The organism is Nonomuraea sp. NPDC026600, from assembly GCF_040638335.1.
Taxonomy (GTDB): domain Bacteria; phylum Actinomycetota; class Actinomycetes; order Streptosporangiales; family Streptosporangiaceae; genus Nonomuraea.
Genome location: NZ_JBEZYD010000010.1, coordinates 60,963 through 75,983 on the forward strand (window position 1 = coordinate 60,963; position 15,021 = coordinate 75,983).

The following is a 15,021-nucleotide window of genomic DNA, read 5'->3' on the forward strand; positions in this document are numbered from 1 at the left end:
CCCTCCCGCAACTCTCCCCGGACCACCTGAAACGCGAATGGGCCCGAACCCCCACAAGAGGGGTCCGAGCCCGATTCAACCGACCTGACGGATCAGGCCTCGTCCTTCTTCGCCTCGCCGGCCTCGCCGGCCTCAGCGACCTCCGCGGCGGGGGCCTCGGGGGCCTCGTCCGACGCGACGGTCTCGGCAGCGGGCTCCTCAACGGCAGCCGGCGCCTCGGCCTCAACGGCGGGAGCGGCAGCGGCGGCCGGGGCCTCCGAGCGCGAGACGCGCACCGGGTTCAGGGGCTCGGTCACCAGCTCGATCACCGCCATAGGAGCGTTGTCACCCTTACGGGCGCCGATCTTGGTGATCCGGGTGTAGCCGCCCGGACGCTCCGCGAACGTCACCGCGAGCTCCGTGAAGAGGTGGTGGACGACGCCCTTGTCCTTGACGACCGTCAGCACCTGGCGACGGTTGTGGATGTCGCCCTTCTTCGCCTTGGTGATCAGGCGCTCCGCCAGCGGACGGACGCGCTTGGCCTTGGCGACCGTGGTGCGGATCTTGCCGTGGCGGAACAGGTCCGTGGCGAGGTTGGCCAGGATCAGCCGCTCGTGCGCCGGGCTGCCGCCAAGACGTGCACCCTTGGGAGGCTTGGGCATTGCGTTCTCCTTGTGAGTTAACCCGCCCCGGCCGTACCAGGTACCGAAGTCGGGCCGGGTCGCAGTCGTTCTCTGTGCGACCCGTTACCGTCGCCCGCGCCGGGCGGCTGAGCCGTCCGGCGCGGGGGTTCGCGAGGAAGAGCCCTCGCGATGGCTTAGTACTGCTCGGTCTCGACGTACGCGCTGTCGTCGTCGTCGTAACCGGCGCCCGCCACCGCGCTCGGGTCGAACCCGGGCGGGGAGTCCTTGAGCGCCAGCGTCATCTCGTGCAGCTTCTGCTTGACTTCTTCGATCGACTTGGCGCCGAAATTCCTTATATCGAGAAGGTCCTGCTCACTGCGGGCGACGAGCTCACCCACGGTGTGGATGCCCTCGCGCTTGAGGCAGTTGTAGGAACGAACCGTCAGGTTCAGCTCCTCGATCGGCAGCGCCAGATCGGCGGCCAGGGCGGCGTCGGTCGGCGACGGGCCGATGTCGATGCCCTCGGCCTCGACGTTGAGCTCGCGGGCCAGGCCGAAGAGCTCGACGAGGGTCTTACCGGCGGAGGCCACCGCGTCGCGGGGCTTCATGGCCGGCTTGGTCTCGACGTCCAGGATCAGGCGGTCGAAGTCGGTACGCTGCTCGACTCGGGTCGCCTCGACCTTGTAGGTGACCTTGAGCACCGGGGAGTAGATCGAGTCGATCGGAATGCGACCGATCTCCTGACCCGGCTGCTTGTTCTGCGCGGCGGAGACGTAGCCGCGACCGCGCTCGACGGTCAGCTCCATCTCCAGCTTCGCCTTGCCGTTGAGCGTGGCGATGCGCAGCTCGGGGTTGTGCACCTCGACACCGGCCGGAGGCGCGATGTCGGCGGCGGTGACCTCACCCGGGCCCTGCTTGCGCAGGTACATCACGACCGGCTCGTCGTGCTCGGACGAGACGACCAGTTCCTTGAGGTTGAGGATGATGTCGGTGACGTCTTCCTTGACCCCGGGAACGGTCGAGAACTCGTGCAGCACGCCCTCGACCCGGATGCTCGTCACGGCCGCGCCCGGAATGGACGACAGCAGCGTGCGGCGGACCGAGTTGCCGATGGTGTAGCCGAAACCCGGCTCCAGCGGCTCGATGACGAATCGGGATCGGGTGTCGTCGATCGACTCTTCGAGAAGAGTCGGGCGCTGAGCGATCAGCATGCGGGTTCTCCCCTTTTCGTGTGGCGCCCGCTATATGACGCCACTCCGATAAAAGCTTAGTTGAGGCGCGGCGAACCGCACCTCAACCACTACTGCTTACTTCGAGTAGTACTCGACGATCAGCTGTTCCTGAACCTGGGTGTCGATCTGCTGGCGAACCGGCAGCTGGTGGATCAGGACGCGGATCTTGTCCGGCACGACGCCGAGCCACGGCGGGACCGAACGGTCGCCGGCGGTGGCGCGAGCAACCTCATACGGCAGCAGGTTGCGCTTGGTCTCGCGGACCTCGATGATGTCGTGCTCGCGCACACGGTACGACGGGATGTCGACCTTCTTGCCGTTGACCAGGAAGTGCCCGTGACGGACCTGCTGGCGAGCGGCGTCGCGCGACTGGGCGAACCCGGCGCGGTAGACCACGTTGTCGAGACGGCTCTCCAGGATCTGGAGCAGCGCCTCACCGGTCTTGCCGCTCTTGCGAGAGGCTTCCTCGTAGTAGTTGTGGAACTGCTTCTCGAGGACGCCGTAAATGCGGCGGGTCTTCTGCTTCTCACGAAGCTGAAGCTGGTACTCGGACTCCTTGGGACGTCCGCGGCCGTGCTCACCCGGAGGGTAAGGACGGATCTCGATGGGGCACTTCGCGGACTCGCACTTGCTGCCCTTGAGGAAGAGCTTGGTCTTCTCCCGGCGGCAGAGCTTGCAGTCCGCACCCGTATAACGAGCCATTTCTCAGATTCTCCTGGGTGTCAGACGCGGCGGCGCTTCGGCGGACGGCAGCCGTTGTGCGGAACCGGGGTGACGTCCTGGATCGAGCCCACTTCGAGCCCGGTGGCCTGAAGGGAACGGATCGCGGTCTCACGACCGGAGCCGGGACCCTTGACGAAGACGTCGACCTTACGCATGCCGTGCTCCATGGCGCGGCGGGCGGCGTTCTCGGCAGCCATCTGAGCGGCGAACGGGGTGGACTTCCGGGAGCCCTTGAAACCCACGTGGCCGGCGCTGGCCCAGGAGATCACGTTCCCGCTGGGGTCGGTGATCGAAACGATCGTGTTGTTGAACGTGCTCTTGATGTGGGCGTGCCCATGAGCGACGTTCTTCTTTTCCTTGCGGCGCACCTTCTTGGGCGCACCCTGACGGCTCTTAGGAGGCATCCTTTGCCTTCACTCCTGAGGTGTTCGGTCCCGCGGCTGCGAGGACTACTTCTTACCGGGCTTCTTCTTGCCGGCCACGGTCTTCTTCTTGCCCTTGCGGGTGCGCGCGTTGGTCTGGGTGCGCTGACCGTGGACAGGCAGGCCCTTGCGGTGCCGGATGCCCTGGTAGCAACCAATTTCGATCTTGCGACGAATGTCGGCCTGAACCTCGCGGCGCAGGTCACCTTCGATCTTGAAGTTCGCCTCGATGTAGTCACGCATCGGGACGAGCTCGGCGTCGGTGAGCTGGTGGACGCGGGTGTCGCCGTTGACGCCGGTGGCCTCGAGGACCTCCAGCGCGCGGGTACGGCCGATTCCGTAGATGTAGGTGAGAGCGATCTCCAGCCGCTTTTCGCGGGGGAGGTCGACGCCAACCAGGCGAGCCATGGTCGGGCATTCTCCTTCGTTGTGGCGGAGGTCTTGCGCCTCACGTCCCCTCCCCATGCCCGGGGTGAGGGCCCCGGCCTCCGACCGGGGGTCTCCTGGGTGGTACAGCCTGGAAACAGGCCGCCTGCTCAGGTGTGACGCGCGATTACTGTCTCAGGCTTCTCATGCGTCGAGCCCGCTCCCGTGCTGGGGCGGACTCGGAGAAGCCTTGCGGCGACTAACCCTGACGCTGCTTGTGGCGCAGGTTGTCGCAGATCACCATGACGCGACCGTGCCGGCGGATCACCTTGCACTTGTCGCAGATCTTCTTGACGCTTGGCTTTACCTTCATTGTCCTTCGTGTTCCTCAGACGTCTTACTTGTATCGGTAGACGATCCGCCCACGACTGAGGTCGTAGGGGCTCAGTTCCACGACTACCCGGTCGTCGGGCAGGATCCGGATGTAGTGCATCCGCATCCGTCCGCTGATGTGGGCCAGGACCTTATGGCCGTTGTCAAGCTGCACCCTGAACATGGCGTTCGGGAGCGACTCGACCACAGTGCCCTCGATCTCGATGGCGCCGTCTTTTTTGGCCAAAATTCCTCGCGTTTCACTGATCGATCGTCTGAGGCTCCGGTTCACTAAGCAGCCGCGACCTCACGCTTCGAAGAGAGCGGCGACCGGCAACGGGCGCCGACGCGTGATAGTCATAGTGAGCCGAGTAAGGAGTGTACGACACCTGAGACTAAAACGCGAAACGCGTGCCAGGTGTCCTGACACAACCACGAGTGAGTTTACCCCATCCTTGTACTCCTGGCGCCCGCGACAGCACGAAGGCCCGCCGGACACCCGGCGGGCCTTGTGCTGGTCAGCACACCTCCTGGGGATGAAGCTCCCTGATGCGCTTAGAAGACGTCGTGGTAGCTGCCGCAGCCGCTGTCCCGCGTGTCACCCTCGCACACGCGGATCTGGAAGTCGCGCTTGAAGCGGATGCCCTCGAAGTGACGACGGTCGTCGGAGCGGTACCAGTTGCGGTGGAAGTTGCCGTGCTGGTCGTAGTACTTGAACCACACGTAGCTGTAGTCGCCGTCGTTGTGGTGACGGTCGTACAGGTCGCCGTAGAAGTAGTAGTTGCCGCTGCGCTTCTGCCAGTAGCCCCTGAAGTACGACTCGTGGCCGCCGTTCTCAGAGCCGTTGGAGAAGTAGGGGCCGAAGAAGTGCTTCGGGCTGGCCTGGGCGCTCTGCGCCTGGGTGGCGGTAGCGGCGTCGGCCTGGGCGGCGGGAGCGATGGCCAGCGCTCCGGCGACCATCGATCCTGCGAGAGCGGTGCCGGCGAGCAGGTTACGGATACGCACTGTGTCCTCCTGTAAGACGGATTCCCCGCCGGACTGGGACTGCTCGGGTCAGTCCCTTTTTGTCCGGGCACCGCTTACGTTATGGAGGTCATGTCAGGCCTTCTGCGGACGAATGCACACAGTGCACTACTACACACTCAACGGTGCTTTTGCCCGCTCCCGAAGATGGTGCTCATCAGCAGAATCGCACCCCAGGGGCCCATCACCCACAGTGGCCAGGCATAGATCACGTGCCCGGAGGTGATGCTCACGATCAGCCAGATCACCCAGTTGATCGAGCTCGCCGCGGCCCACGCCCCCCAGGCCGCGCGCATCCCCGAGTGCATGCCGCTCTTGGGCGCCGGGGCGGTGCCGGGCAGCTTGGCGGGCGGGTTGCGCAGGTCCACGTCCGGCAGGTCGGAGGTCAGCCGGGCCAGCTCACCGTACGTCTTGCTCTGGTAGAGCTGTTCGAGACGCTCGTTGAACTCGTCCATCGTGATGCGGCCCTGCGCGGTGTGCTCCCGGAGCACAGCGGCCACCCGATCGCGGTCGACGTCTGAGGCACGCATCTCGGGGCTCTGCGCCATACCCACCACTCCCGGCTCGTTCTACGGCTGCGCCAAGCGCTCTTTGCCCCCATCGAGGGCGGTAAGCACCCAAGGACCATTATGTGTCACCGCGACGCTGTGTTCGAAGTGTGCGGACTGCTTGCCATCGATCGTTACGACGGTCCAGTCGTCGGCCAGTACGCGCGTGCGCTCCGTACCCAGGTTGACCATGGGCTCGATGGCCAGGCACATCCCGGCCTCCAGCACCGGCCCCTTGCCGGGGCGGCCGTGGTTGGCGATCCACGGCTCCATGTGCATCTCGGTGCCGATGCCGTGCCCGCCGTACTCCGGAGGGATGCCGAAGCGGCCCTGCGCCTTGACGTAGCGCTCCACCTCGTACCCGATGTCCGACAGATGGCGGCCGACGGTCAGCGCGCCGATGCCGCGCCACATCGCCTCCTCGGTGATCCGCATCAGCTCGGTGAGCTTCGCGTCCACCTCCCCCACCGGCACCGTGACCGCGGAGTCGCCGTGCCAGCCGTCGAGGATGGCGCCGCAGTCGATGGAGATGACGTCGCCCTCGCGCAGCGCGCGGGCGTCCGTCGGGATGCCGTGCACCACTTCCTCGTTGACCGAGGCGCAGATCGTGGCGGGGAACCCCTGGTAGCCCTTGAACGACGGGATCGCACCCTCGTCCCTGATCGCCTTCTCGGCGATGGCGTCGAGGTCCAGAGGCGTCATCCCCGGCTCGACCGAACGCTTCAGCAGGTCGAGCGTGCGTCCGACCACCAGGCCGGCCGCTCGCATCTTGTCGAGCTGCTCGGCCGTCTTGATCTGAATTCCATGCTTGTTCTTCTTGAACACGTGTGGCACCCCCCGGGGTCTCAACGGGCAGTCGTGGGAGACCAATTCCCCCACAATAGCCGCGAGGTGGCACGGAAATCCGTGCCACCTCCGCACTCGGCCATCGGGCCTACCCCATGAAAGGGCTGATTGCCTCCATGGCCCGCTGGGTGACCTCCTCGACCGGACCGGTCGCGTCGACACCCACGAGGATGCCCTCGTCCGCGTAATAGGACACGAGCGGCGCCGTCTGCTCCTGGTAGACCTCCAGGCGGTGCCTGACGGTCTCTTCCTTGTCGTCGTCACGCTGGAACAGCGTGCCGCCGCAGGCGTCGCACCTGTCGTCCTTCTTGTCGTCGAACTCGACGTGCCAGATGCGACCGCACTGGCTGCAGGTGCGGCGGCCGGCCAGCCGCCTGACCACCTCGTCGTCGTCCACCACGAGCTCCAGGACCAGGTCGAGCGCCTGGCCCCACTCCTTCAGCATGTCGCGCAGGATCTCGGCCTGAGCGACGTTCCTGGGGAAGCCGTCGAGCAGGAAACCGTCCTGCGCGTCGTCCTCGCCGAGGCGATCACGGACCATGGCGATGGTGACCTTGTCGGGCACCAGGTCGCCACGGTCCATGTAAGCCTTGGCGAGCTTGCCGAGCTCCGTGCCCCCGGAGACGTTGGCACGGAAGATGTCACCTGTCGAGATCTTCGGGATTGACAGGTTCGACGCGATGTACTGGGCCTGTGTCCCCTTACCCGCTCCGGGGGGCCCGACTAGAACGAGACGCACTACCGCAGGAAGCCTTCGTAATTACGCTGCTGCAACTGGCTCTCGATCTGCTTCACGGTGTCCAGGCCGACGCCAACCATGATCAGAATGCTCGTCCCTCCGAACGGGAAGTTCTGGCTCGCCCCGGCCACCGCGAGCGCGACGATCGGGATCATGGCGATCAGACCCAGATAGAGAGCGCCAGGGGCGGTCAGACGGGTGAGCACAAAACTCAGGTAGCCAGCCGTCGGCCGGCCCGGACGGATGCCCGGAATGAACCCACCGTACTTCTTCATGTTGTCGGCTACTTCAGTGGGGTTGAAGGTGATGGACACGTAGAAGTAGGTGAAGAACACGATCAGGACGAAGAACGTGATCATGTAGACGGGCGTGTCACCCTTGGTGAGGTTCTGAGAGATCCACTCCACGACCGGGTTCGGAGTCTCCGCGTTGGCGAAGAGCGAGGTCAGGAGCTGCGGCAGATAGAGCAGCGAGGACGCGAAGATGACCGGGATGATGCCGGCCTGGTTGACCTTCAGCGGGATGTAGGTGGACGTGCCGCCGTACATCCTGCGCCCGACCATCCGCTTGGCGTACTGGACCGGAATGCGGCGCTGCGCCTGTTCGACGAAGACCACGGCGGCGATCATGAAGACGCCGACCACCATGACGACCGTGAAGGTGAACTTGTTGGCCTGGAAGATGCTGGCCAGCTCGGACGGGAAGACCGCGACGACCTGCGTGAAGATCAGGATCGACATGCCGTTGCCCACACCACGGTCGGTGATGAGCTCGCCCAGCCACATGATCACCGAGGTGCCGGCCGTCATGATGACGACCATGGTGACGATCATGAAGATGTTGTCGGGGTCAAGCAGGACGTCCTTGTCGCAACCCTGGAAGAGCTGACCGGAGCGCGCCAGCGCGATGAACGCCGTCGACTGCAGAATGCCCAGACCGATCGTCAGATAACGCGTATATTGGGTGATCTTCGTCTGACCGGCCTGTCCCTCCTTCTTGAGGGCTTCGAGGCGTGGGATCACGACGACGAGAAGTTGAAGGATGATGCTCGCGGTGATGTACGGCATGATGCCCAGCGCGAACACCGACAGCTTCAGGAGCGCGCCGCCGCTGAACAGCTGCACCATCCCGTAGATATTTCCGTTTTCACCATTGCGGACCTGATCAAAACAGGCCGCAAGGTTCTGGACGTGAACGCCCGGAGTCGGAAGAACCGAGCCGAGTCGGAACAGCGCGATGATGCCCAGAGTGAAGAGCAACTTCTTGCGCAGGTCCGGCGTCCGGAACGCCCGGGTAAACGCGGTCAGCACGGTCCCTCCTGCGCGCCTATAAGGCGGTGTGAGTATGCGATGGTGCGGGGATCTGCCATCAGAAGTCTCTGGTAAAACGAGCCGGACAGAAGCCTGCCGTCTCGCGAACTCTAACGCACTACGGGCGTGGGGGCCCATGGACAGAGCCCCCACGCCTCGTAATAGCTCTTACAGCTCGGTAACGGAACCCCCAGCAGCGGCGATCTTCTCCTTCGCGGCGGACGAGAAGGCGTGAGCCGACACGTTCACCGCGACCGAGATATCGCCGGTGCCGAGCACCTTCACCAGCTGGTTCTTGCGGACAGCACCCTTGGCGACCAGCGTCTCGACGGTGACATCGCCACCGTCGGGGAACAACTCGCCGAGCCTGTCCAGATTGACGACCTGGTAGGTCGTCTTGAACAGCGCGTTGGAGAAGCCCTTGAGCTTCGGCAGACGCCTCTGCAGCGGCACCTGGCCACCCTCGAAACCGAGGGGGACCGACGTGCGGGCGCGGCTGCCCTTCGTACCGCGACCAGAAGTCTTGCCCTTGGACGCCTCGCCACGGCCCTTGCGGACCTTGGACTTGTTGGATCCGGGAGCCGGACGCAGGTCGTGAATCTTGAGCGGAGCCTTGTCAGTCATGACTAGTCGACCTCTTCCACCTCGACGAGGTGCGTCACCACGGTGACCATGCCGCGAATTTCGGGCCGGTCCTCCTTGACGACGACATCGCCGATTCGCTTCAGGCCAAGAGAACGCAGCGAGTCACGCTGGTTCTGCTTGCCACCGATCTTCGAGCGAACCTGAGTGATCTTCAGGCGTGCCATGACTAGCTCACCGCCTTGGCTGCCGCGGCTTCGGCGAGGCCTTCGCGCTGAGCCTTCAGCATCCTGGCCGGAGCGACGTCCTCGATCGGCAGGCCGCGGCGGGCAGCGATCTCCTCGGGCCGGGAAAGACCCTTCAGAGCCGCCACCGTGGCGTGCACGATGTTGATGGGGTTGTCCGAGCCGAGCGACTTGGACAGGACGTCGTGGATACCGGCGCACTCCAGAACGGCGCGCACCGGGCCACCGGCGATGACGCCGGTACCGGCCGAGGCCGGACGCAGGAAGACGACACCGGCCGCCTCTTCACCCTGCACGGTGTGCGGGATGGTGCCCTGGATGCGAGGCACCTTGAAGAAGTGCTTCTTCGCCTCCTCGACACCCTTGGCGATGGCCGCGGGGACTTCCTTGGCCTTGCCATAGCCGACGCCGACCGTGCCGTTGCCGTCACCGACGACGACGAGGGCGGTGAAGCTGAAGCGACGACCACCCTTCACGACCTTGGCCACTCGGTTGATCTTCACTACGCGCTCGATGTACGAGACGCCCTTGTCGGCGGCGCCGCCGCGGCGATCGTCACGACGGTCACGCCGCTCGCCACCGGTGCCGCCACCGCGACGCGGAGCTGCAGCCATCAGTGGTTCCTCATCTCAGTTGCCATTAGTTGCGATACCCGGGCCCGCATCAGAACTCGAGCCCGCCTTCGCGGGCGCTGTCCGCCAGAGCGGCGATGCGCCCTGCGTAGCGGTTGCCACCACGGTCGAACACAACCGCGGTGATCCCGGCTTCCTTGGCCCGCTGAGCGAGGAGCTCGCCGACCTTCTTGGCCTTCTCGGTCTTGTCAACCTCGAGCGTGCGCAGCGCGGAGTCCATGGTGGACGCGCTCACCAGCGTGTGGCCGACGGAGTCGTCCACGATCTGCACGAACAGGTGACGAGTCGAGCGGTTGACGACCAAGCGCGGACGCGCGGCCGTACCGACGACGTTCTTGCGGACGCGGCGGTGACGGCGGGCCCGCGAGACGCTGCGGGCAGCCGTGTGCTTGCCGAACGCAGTCTTCGGAGCCATGCCTACTTACCAGCCTTTCCGACCTTGCGGCGGATCTGTTCGCCCTGGTAACGCACGCCCTTACCCTTGTACGGGTCAGGCTTGCGCAACTTGCGGATGTTGGCCGCGACCTCGCCGACCTTCTGCTTGTCGATGCCGTCCACGTGGAACAGGGTCGGCCTCTCGACACGGAAGGTGACGCCCTCGGGGGCGTCGACGATGACCGGGTGACTGAAGCCCAATGCGAACTCCAGCTGCGTCGGGCCCTTGGCCTGAACGCGGTAACCGACGCCGACGATCTCCAAGGTCTTGGAGTAGCCCTGCGTGACGCCCTGCACCATGTTGGCGATCAGCGTCCGCGACAGGCCGTGCAGCGCACGAACCTTGTTCTCGTCGTTCGGCCGGGTGACGGCGATAGCGCCGTCGTCGTCGCGACCCACCACGATGGGTTCCGCGACCGTATGAGAAAGCGTGCCCTTCGGGCCCTTGACCTGAACATCCTGGCCGCTGATCGCGATGTCTACGCCATTCGGCACAGGGATGGGCAGCCGTCCGATTCTCGACATGCTGTGTTCCTCCCCTCTACCAGACGTAGGCGAGGACTTCCCCGCCTACACCACGCTTGCCGGCCTGCTTGTCGGTCATGAGACCGGCGGACGTCGAGATGATCGCGACGCCCAGCCCGCCCAGGACTCGAGGCAGATTGTCCTTCTTCGCATACACCCGCAGACCGGGCTTCGACACCCGGCGCAGTCCCGCGAGCGACCGCTCACGGGTAGGCCCGAACTTGAGCTCCACCACGAGGTTCTTGCCAACCTTGGCGTCTTCGACGGTCCAAGCCTGGATGTAACCCTCCTGCTGGAGGATCTCGGCGATGTGCGCCTTGATCTTCGAATACGGCATCGTCACGCTGTCGTGGTACGCCGAGTTCGCATTACGCAGACGCGTCAGCATGTCTGCGATCGGGTCGGTCATCGTCATGGCCAGTGGCCTTCCTCGCCGCGGTTTCCAGTCGGTGAAGCGGAGCTCTACCGGTGGACCTTCGGCGCGGTCATGGGCGCCCTCTGCGAGAGCACCCTGGTTTGAGAGTTCTACATATGTACGGCCGGCAGCCCCGCGGGGGCGACACGTGGTCGCCCCCAAGGGTAACTACCAGCTGGACTTGGTGATGCCGGGCAGCTCGCCCCGGTGTGCCATCTCACGGAAGCACACGCGGCAGAGCCCGAACTTGCGGTAGACGGCGCGGGGCCGGCCACAACGCGTGCAACGGGTGTACGCCCGGACTTCGAACTTCTGCTTACGCCCTGCCTTGGCGATCAGCGACTTCTTCGCCATGATCAGGCCTCCTTGAAGGGGAACCCGAGGAGCTTCAGCAGCGCCCGGCCCTGGTCGTCGTTCTTCGCGGTGGTCACGACCGTGATGTCCATGCCCCGCGGCCGGTCGACCTTGTCCTGGTCGACCTCGTGGAACATGACCTGCTCGGTCAGACCGAACGTGTAGTTGCCGTTGCCGTCGAACTGCTTGGGCGACAGGCCACGGAAGTCCCTGATGCGGGGCAGCGCCAGCGACAGAAGCCTGTCGAGGAACTCCCACATCCGGTCGCCGCGGAGCGTGACGTGCGCGCCGATCGGCATGCCCTCGCGCAGCTTGAACTGGGCGATGGACTTGCGCGCCCGGACGACGGCCGGCTTCTGACCGGTGATCGTGGTGAGGTCGCGAACGGCCCCCTCGATGAGCTTCGAGTCGCGAGCCGCCTCGCCGACACCCATGTTGACCTTGATCTTCACCAGGCCGGGGATCTGCATGACGTTCTCGATGCCGAAGTCCTCGCGAAGCTTGGCCGCGATCTCCTCGCGGTACTTCGTCTTGAGGCGCGGCGTCGGACGCTCGGTCTCAGTAGTCGTGGCAGTCATCAGCTGTCCTCACCCGTCTCGTCGGCCGTGTCGTCGGCCTTCTTGTCGGCGGGCTTGTCGTCGCGCTTCTCGTCCTTGAGCTTCTTCACGTTGCTCACGTGGATGGGAGCCTCCATGGTCTGCACGCCGCCGGTCTTGGCGCCGCGCGGACCCTGGTGGGTCTCCTTCGTGTGCTTCTTGATCATGTTGATGCCCTCGACCACCACGCGGTCTTCCCGCGGGAGGGTGGCGATGACATGACCCTTGGCACCCTTGTCCTTACCGGCGATGACCTGGACGAGGTCACCCTTCTTCACATGCAGCTTCGGCATTACAGCACCTCCGGCGCGAGCGAGATGATGCGCATGAACTTCTTGTCGCGCAGCTCACGGCCGACCGGGCCGAAGATACGGGTGCCACGAGGGTCGCCACTGTCCTTGATGATGACGGCGGCGTTCTCGTCGAAGCGGATGTAGGAGCCGTCGGGCCGGCGGCGCTCCTTGACCGTGCGGACGATTACGGCCTTGACCACGTCGCCCTTCTTGACGCCCGTGCTACCGGGCAGGGCATCCTTGACAGTGGCGACGATCACGTCGCCGATACCGGCGTAGCGTCGGCCCGAGCCACCGAGAACGCGGATGCAAAGAATCTCCTTCGCACCCGTGTTGTCGGCGACCTTAAGCCGCGACTCCTGCTGGATCACTTTTCTTCTCCTGATTAGTCGCGCTGGTTCTCGTCGTTGCCGAGCCTGGCGGAACTTGTATGGTCTTTTTCCTCCGGCCACAGCTCTTGGAGCCGCACCGCAGGCGACGCGAGGCCGGGGCCTCGCGTCCTTGGACACCGTCATGGGGGCCTTGCGGGCCCCCACGAGGCGCGGTATATCCGAGAAGCGTTACTTGGCCTTCTCGAGGATCTCCACGACCCTCCACCGCTTGGTGGCGGAGAGGGGGCGGGTCTCCATCAGCAGCACACGGTCGCCGACGCCACAGGCGTTGGCCTCGTCGTGTGCCTTGTACTTGGTCGTACGGCGAATGACCTTGCCGTACAGACGGTGCTTGACACGGTCCTCGACGGCGACGACGACGGTCTTGTCCATCTTGTCGCTGACGACCAGGCCCTCACGGACCTTGCGGAAGTGCCGCGCGTCGTCGTTCGTCTCGGTGGTCTCTGTGGTCTCGGTCTCAGCCATCGCTCGTCTCCTTCTCAACCGTGATGATGCCAAGCTCGCGCTCGCGCATCACGGTGTAGATACGGGCGATCTCGCGGCGGACGGCGCGCAGCCGCCCGTGGCTCTCCAACTGTCCGGTCGCTGCCTGGAAGCGGAGGTTGAACAGCTCCTCCTTGGCTTCCTTGAGCTTCTGGACCAGGGTGTCCTCGTCCTCGACTCGCAGCTCGCCGGCGGTCAGGCCCTTAGCCATCACGCCTCACCAACTTCACGCTTAACGATCTTGCACTTCATGGGCAGCTTGTGGATCGCGCGAGTGAGCGCCTCGCGGGCAACCGACTCGGCGACACCGGAAAGCTCGAACATGACGCGCCCCGGCTTGACGTTGGCGATCCACCACTCGGGCGAACCCTTACCGGAACCCATGCGGGTCTCAGCCGGCTTCTTGGTCAGCGGGCGGTCGGGGTAGATGTTGATCCACACCTTTCCACCACGCTTGATGTGACGGGTCATCGCAATACGAGCCGACTCGATCTGGCGGTTGGTCACGTAAGAGTGCTCAATCGCCTGGATGCCGAACTCGCCGAACACGACCCTGGTGCCGCCCTTGGCGGCACCGCTGCGGTCGGGCCGGTGCTGCTTGCGGTGCTTGACCCTGCGCGGGATCAGCATGGTCAGCTCCCTTCAGCACCCGGCTGCGCAGCCGGGCCGGTCTCGGGGGCAGCCTGTGCGGCCGCCTCAGTCCTGGGGGCGCGGTCCCCACGGCCGCCACCGCGACGGGCGCCACCGGCGCCACCACGGCGCGGACGGTCGCCGCCGCCGCCGCCGCCACCTGCGCCGCCGCCACCGCGGCGGTCGTCACGGTCGCGACGCTGGCCGGCACGGGCACCGGCAGCGGCCGCCTCGCGCTCGGCGCGGCTGGTGGGCGCCTCGCCCTTGTAGATCCATACCTTCACGCCGATACGGCCGAAGGTGGTGCGGGCCTCGTAGAAGCCGTAGTCGATGTCCGCGCGGAGCGTGTGCAGCGGCACACGGCCCTCGCGGTAGAACTCCGATCTCGACATCTCAGCGCCGCCAAGACGGCCCGAGCACTGCACCCGGATGCCCTTGGCGCCGCTCTTCATGGCCGACTGCATGGCCTTGCGCATGGCACGACGGAACGAGACACGGCTGGAGAGCTGCTCGGCGACACCCTGCGCGACGAGCTGGGCGTCGATCTCGGGGTTCTTCACCTCGAGGATGTTGAGCTGGACCTGCTTCTTGGTCAGCTTCTCCAGGTCACCGCGGATGCGGTCGGCCTCCGCGCCGCGACGGCCGATGACGATGCCCGGCCGGGCGGTGTGGATGTCGACCTGGACGCGGTCGGTCGTGCGCTCGATCTCCACCTTGGAGATGCCGGCCCGCTCCATGCCCTTTTGCAGCATGCGACGGATCGCCACGTCCTCGGCGACGTACGCCTTGTACAGCTTGTCGGCGTACCACCGGCTCTTGAAGTCGGTCGTGATGCCGAGGCGGAACCCGTGCGGGTTAACCTTCTGGCCCACTATCGGGTCCTTCCCTTCGGCTCGCGGGACTCCACGATCACAGTGATGTGGCTCGTCCGCTTGTTGATCCGATAGGCACGACCCTGGGCACGCGGACGGAACCGCTTCAGCGTCGGGCCCTCATCGACCCACGCGCGGCTCACGAAGAGCGACTGGGGGTCGAGATCGAAGTTGTGCTCTGCATTTGCCATGGCGCTCGAGAGCACCTTGTAGATCGGTTCGCTCGCCGACTGGGGAGCGAACTGCAGCACGGCCTGCGCCTCCGAAGCGGGCAGCCCGCGAATAAGGTCCACCACGCGGCGGGCCTTGAGGGGCGTGACGCGGACGAACCGCGCCTGAGCCCTGGCTTCCATCGCTTACTCCTCTTAACTGCTTCTGAAGGCG

The 15,021-nt window shown here is 65.3% G+C and carries 27 protein-coding genes; all 27 read right to left on the bottom strand.

Annotated elements, in window-relative coordinates; genetic code table 11:
* Positions 1 to 92: 92 nt before the first annotated feature.
* The 27 genes from rplQ to rplV all read right to left on the bottom strand — a co-directional run bounded on the left by rplQ (position 93) and on the right by rplV (position 14,990).
* Positions 93 to 641 (bottom strand): 50S ribosomal protein L17, encoded by a 549-nt coding sequence (gene rplQ / locus AB0F17_RS23760; protein ID WP_358026356.1) that lies wholly within the window; start codon positions 639 to 641, stop codon positions 93 to 95.
* Positions 642 to 796: 155 nt separating this feature from the next.
* Positions 797 to 1,813 carry a DNA-directed RNA polymerase subunit alpha gene (locus AB0F17_RS23765; RefSeq protein WP_358026359.1) on the bottom strand — a complete coding sequence of 339 codons (1,017 nt, stop codon included), beginning with the start codon at positions 1,811 to 1,813 and terminating at the stop codon, positions 797 to 799.
* A gap of 96 nt (positions 1,814 to 1,909) precedes the next feature.
* Positions 1,910 to 2,536, bottom strand: coding sequence for a 30S ribosomal protein S4 (rpsD, locus tag AB0F17_RS23770; RefSeq protein WP_358026362.1), 627 nt, complete (start codon positions 2,534 to 2,536; stop codon positions 1,910 to 1,912).
* 20 nt (positions 2,537 to 2,556) lie between these two features.
* On the bottom strand, positions 2,557 to 2,961 hold the full coding sequence (rpsK, locus tag AB0F17_RS23775) for a 30S ribosomal protein S11 (protein ID WP_012887860.1): 405 nt from the start codon (positions 2,959 to 2,961) through the stop codon (positions 2,557 to 2,559).
* A gap of 45 nt (positions 2,962 to 3,006) precedes the next feature.
* The gene (rpsM, locus tag AB0F17_RS23780; protein ID WP_358026365.1) at positions 3,007 to 3,387 is read right to left on the bottom strand and encodes a 30S ribosomal protein S13; all 381 of its coding nucleotides are present in this window, start codon (positions 3,385 to 3,387) and stop codon (positions 3,007 to 3,009) included.
* A gap of 217 nt (positions 3,388 to 3,604) precedes the next feature.
* Positions 3,605 to 3,718, bottom strand: coding sequence for a 50S ribosomal protein L36 (gene rpmJ, locus AB0F17_RS23785; RefSeq protein WP_003956441.1), 114 nt, complete (start codon positions 3,716 to 3,718; stop codon positions 3,605 to 3,607).
* Positions 3,719 to 3,742: 24 nt separating this feature from the next.
* Positions 3,743 to 3,964: a translation initiation factor IF-1 gene (gene infA / locus AB0F17_RS23790; protein ID WP_012887858.1), complete on the bottom strand. Its 222-nt coding sequence runs from the start codon at positions 3,962 to 3,964 to the stop codon at positions 3,743 to 3,745.
* Between the two features lie 308 nt (positions 3,965 to 4,272).
* Positions 4,273 to 4,722 carry a hypothetical protein gene (locus AB0F17_RS23795; protein WP_358026368.1) on the bottom strand — a complete coding sequence of 150 codons (450 nt, stop codon included), beginning with the start codon at positions 4,720 to 4,722 and terminating at the stop codon, positions 4,273 to 4,275.
* Positions 4,723 to 4,859: 137 nt separating this feature from the next.
* Positions 4,860 to 5,288: a DUF1707 domain-containing protein gene (locus AB0F17_RS23800; protein WP_358026371.1), complete on the bottom strand. Its 429-nt coding sequence runs from the start codon at positions 5,286 to 5,288 to the stop codon at positions 4,860 to 4,862.
* Between the two features lie 21 nt (positions 5,289 to 5,309).
* The gene (gene map, locus AB0F17_RS23805; RefSeq protein WP_358026374.1) at positions 5,310 to 6,113 is read right to left on the bottom strand and encodes a type I methionyl aminopeptidase; all 804 of its coding nucleotides are present in this window, start codon (positions 6,111 to 6,113) and stop codon (positions 5,310 to 5,312) included.
* Between the two features lie 109 nt (positions 6,114 to 6,222).
* Complete coding sequence (locus AB0F17_RS23810) at positions 6,223 to 6,873, bottom strand: adenylate kinase (RefSeq protein ID WP_358026377.1); 651 nt, start codon at positions 6,871 to 6,873, stop codon at positions 6,223 to 6,225.
* Complete coding sequence (gene secY / locus AB0F17_RS23815; RefSeq protein ID WP_358027059.1) at positions 6,873 to 8,183, bottom strand: preprotein translocase subunit SecY; 1,311 nt, start codon at positions 8,181 to 8,183, stop codon at positions 6,873 to 6,875. Before secY ends, AB0F17_RS23810 begins: the two co-directional genes overlap by 1 nt.
* Before the next feature lie 168 nt (positions 8,184 to 8,351).
* On the bottom strand, positions 8,352 to 8,807 hold the full coding sequence (gene rplO / locus AB0F17_RS23820; RefSeq protein WP_358026379.1) for a 50S ribosomal protein L15: 456 nt from the start codon (positions 8,805 to 8,807) through the stop codon (positions 8,352 to 8,354).
* A gap of 2 nt (positions 8,808 to 8,809) precedes the next feature.
* Positions 8,810 to 8,992 (bottom strand): 50S ribosomal protein L30, encoded by a 183-nt coding sequence (gene rpmD / locus AB0F17_RS23825; protein WP_132509679.1) that lies wholly within the window; start codon positions 8,990 to 8,992, stop codon positions 8,810 to 8,812.
* A 2-nt stretch (positions 8,993 to 8,994) separates the two neighbouring features.
* Entirely contained in the window at positions 8,995 to 9,624 is a 630-nt protein-coding gene (gene rpsE / locus AB0F17_RS23830; RefSeq protein ID WP_358026382.1) for a 30S ribosomal protein S5, read from the bottom strand.
* A gap of 49 nt (positions 9,625 to 9,673) precedes the next feature.
* The gene (rplR, locus tag AB0F17_RS23835; RefSeq protein ID WP_219539592.1) at positions 9,674 to 10,057 is read right to left on the bottom strand and encodes a 50S ribosomal protein L18; all 384 of its coding nucleotides are present in this window, start codon (positions 10,055 to 10,057) and stop codon (positions 9,674 to 9,676) included.
* A 2-nt stretch (positions 10,058 to 10,059) separates the two neighbouring features.
* Positions 10,060 to 10,602, bottom strand: coding sequence for a 50S ribosomal protein L6 (gene rplF / locus AB0F17_RS23840; RefSeq protein WP_214633184.1), 543 nt, complete (start codon positions 10,600 to 10,602; stop codon positions 10,060 to 10,062).
* A gap of 16 nt (positions 10,603 to 10,618) precedes the next feature.
* Positions 10,619 to 11,017: a 30S ribosomal protein S8 gene (rpsH, locus tag AB0F17_RS23845; RefSeq protein WP_192789898.1), complete on the bottom strand. Its 399-nt coding sequence runs from the start codon at positions 11,015 to 11,017 to the stop codon at positions 10,619 to 10,621.
* Positions 11,018 to 11,185: 168 nt separating this feature from the next.
* Positions 11,186 to 11,371, bottom strand: a complete 186-nt coding sequence (locus AB0F17_RS23850) for a type Z 30S ribosomal protein S14 (RefSeq protein ID WP_090769707.1) — start codon at positions 11,369 to 11,371, stop codon at positions 11,186 to 11,188.
* A gap of 2 nt (positions 11,372 to 11,373) precedes the next feature.
* Positions 11,374 to 11,949 carry a 50S ribosomal protein L5 gene (rplE, locus tag AB0F17_RS23855; RefSeq protein ID WP_358026385.1) on the bottom strand — a complete coding sequence of 192 codons (576 nt, stop codon included), beginning with the start codon at positions 11,947 to 11,949 and terminating at the stop codon, positions 11,374 to 11,376.
* Positions 11,949 to 12,251, bottom strand: a complete 303-nt coding sequence (gene rplX, locus AB0F17_RS23860; protein ID WP_358027062.1) for a 50S ribosomal protein L24 — start codon at positions 12,249 to 12,251, stop codon at positions 11,949 to 11,951. The genes rplE and rplX overlap by 1 nt, the downstream gene beginning before the upstream one ends.
* An 8-nt stretch (positions 12,252 to 12,259) precedes the next feature.
* The gene (gene rplN / locus AB0F17_RS23865; RefSeq protein WP_026214151.1) at positions 12,260 to 12,631 is read right to left on the bottom strand and encodes a 50S ribosomal protein L14; all 372 of its coding nucleotides are present in this window, start codon (positions 12,629 to 12,631) and stop codon (positions 12,260 to 12,262) included.
* A gap of 189 nt (positions 12,632 to 12,820) precedes the next feature.
* On the bottom strand, positions 12,821 to 13,117 hold the full coding sequence (gene rpsQ / locus AB0F17_RS23870; RefSeq protein WP_358026387.1) for a 30S ribosomal protein S17: 297 nt from the start codon (positions 13,115 to 13,117) through the stop codon (positions 12,821 to 12,823).
* Positions 13,110 to 13,346 carry a 50S ribosomal protein L29 gene (gene rpmC / locus AB0F17_RS23875; RefSeq protein ID WP_214633180.1) on the bottom strand — a complete coding sequence of 79 codons (237 nt, stop codon included), beginning with the start codon at positions 13,344 to 13,346 and terminating at the stop codon, positions 13,110 to 13,112. Before rpmC ends, rpsQ begins: the two co-directional genes overlap by 8 nt.
* Positions 13,346 to 13,765, bottom strand: a complete 420-nt coding sequence (gene rplP / locus AB0F17_RS23880) for a 50S ribosomal protein L16 (protein WP_214633179.1) — start codon at positions 13,763 to 13,765, stop codon at positions 13,346 to 13,348. Before rplP ends, rpmC begins: the two co-directional genes overlap by 1 nt.
* Before the next feature lie 2 nt (positions 13,766 to 13,767).
* Entirely contained in the window at positions 13,768 to 14,637 is an 870-nt protein-coding gene (gene rpsC, locus AB0F17_RS23885) for a 30S ribosomal protein S3 (protein ID WP_358026390.1), read from the bottom strand.
* Positions 14,637 to 14,990, bottom strand: a complete 354-nt coding sequence (rplV, locus tag AB0F17_RS23890; RefSeq protein WP_214633177.1) for a 50S ribosomal protein L22 — start codon at positions 14,988 to 14,990, stop codon at positions 14,637 to 14,639. The genes rpsC and rplV overlap by 1 nt, the downstream gene beginning before the upstream one ends.
* Positions 14,991 to 15,021: the final 31 nt, after the last annotated feature.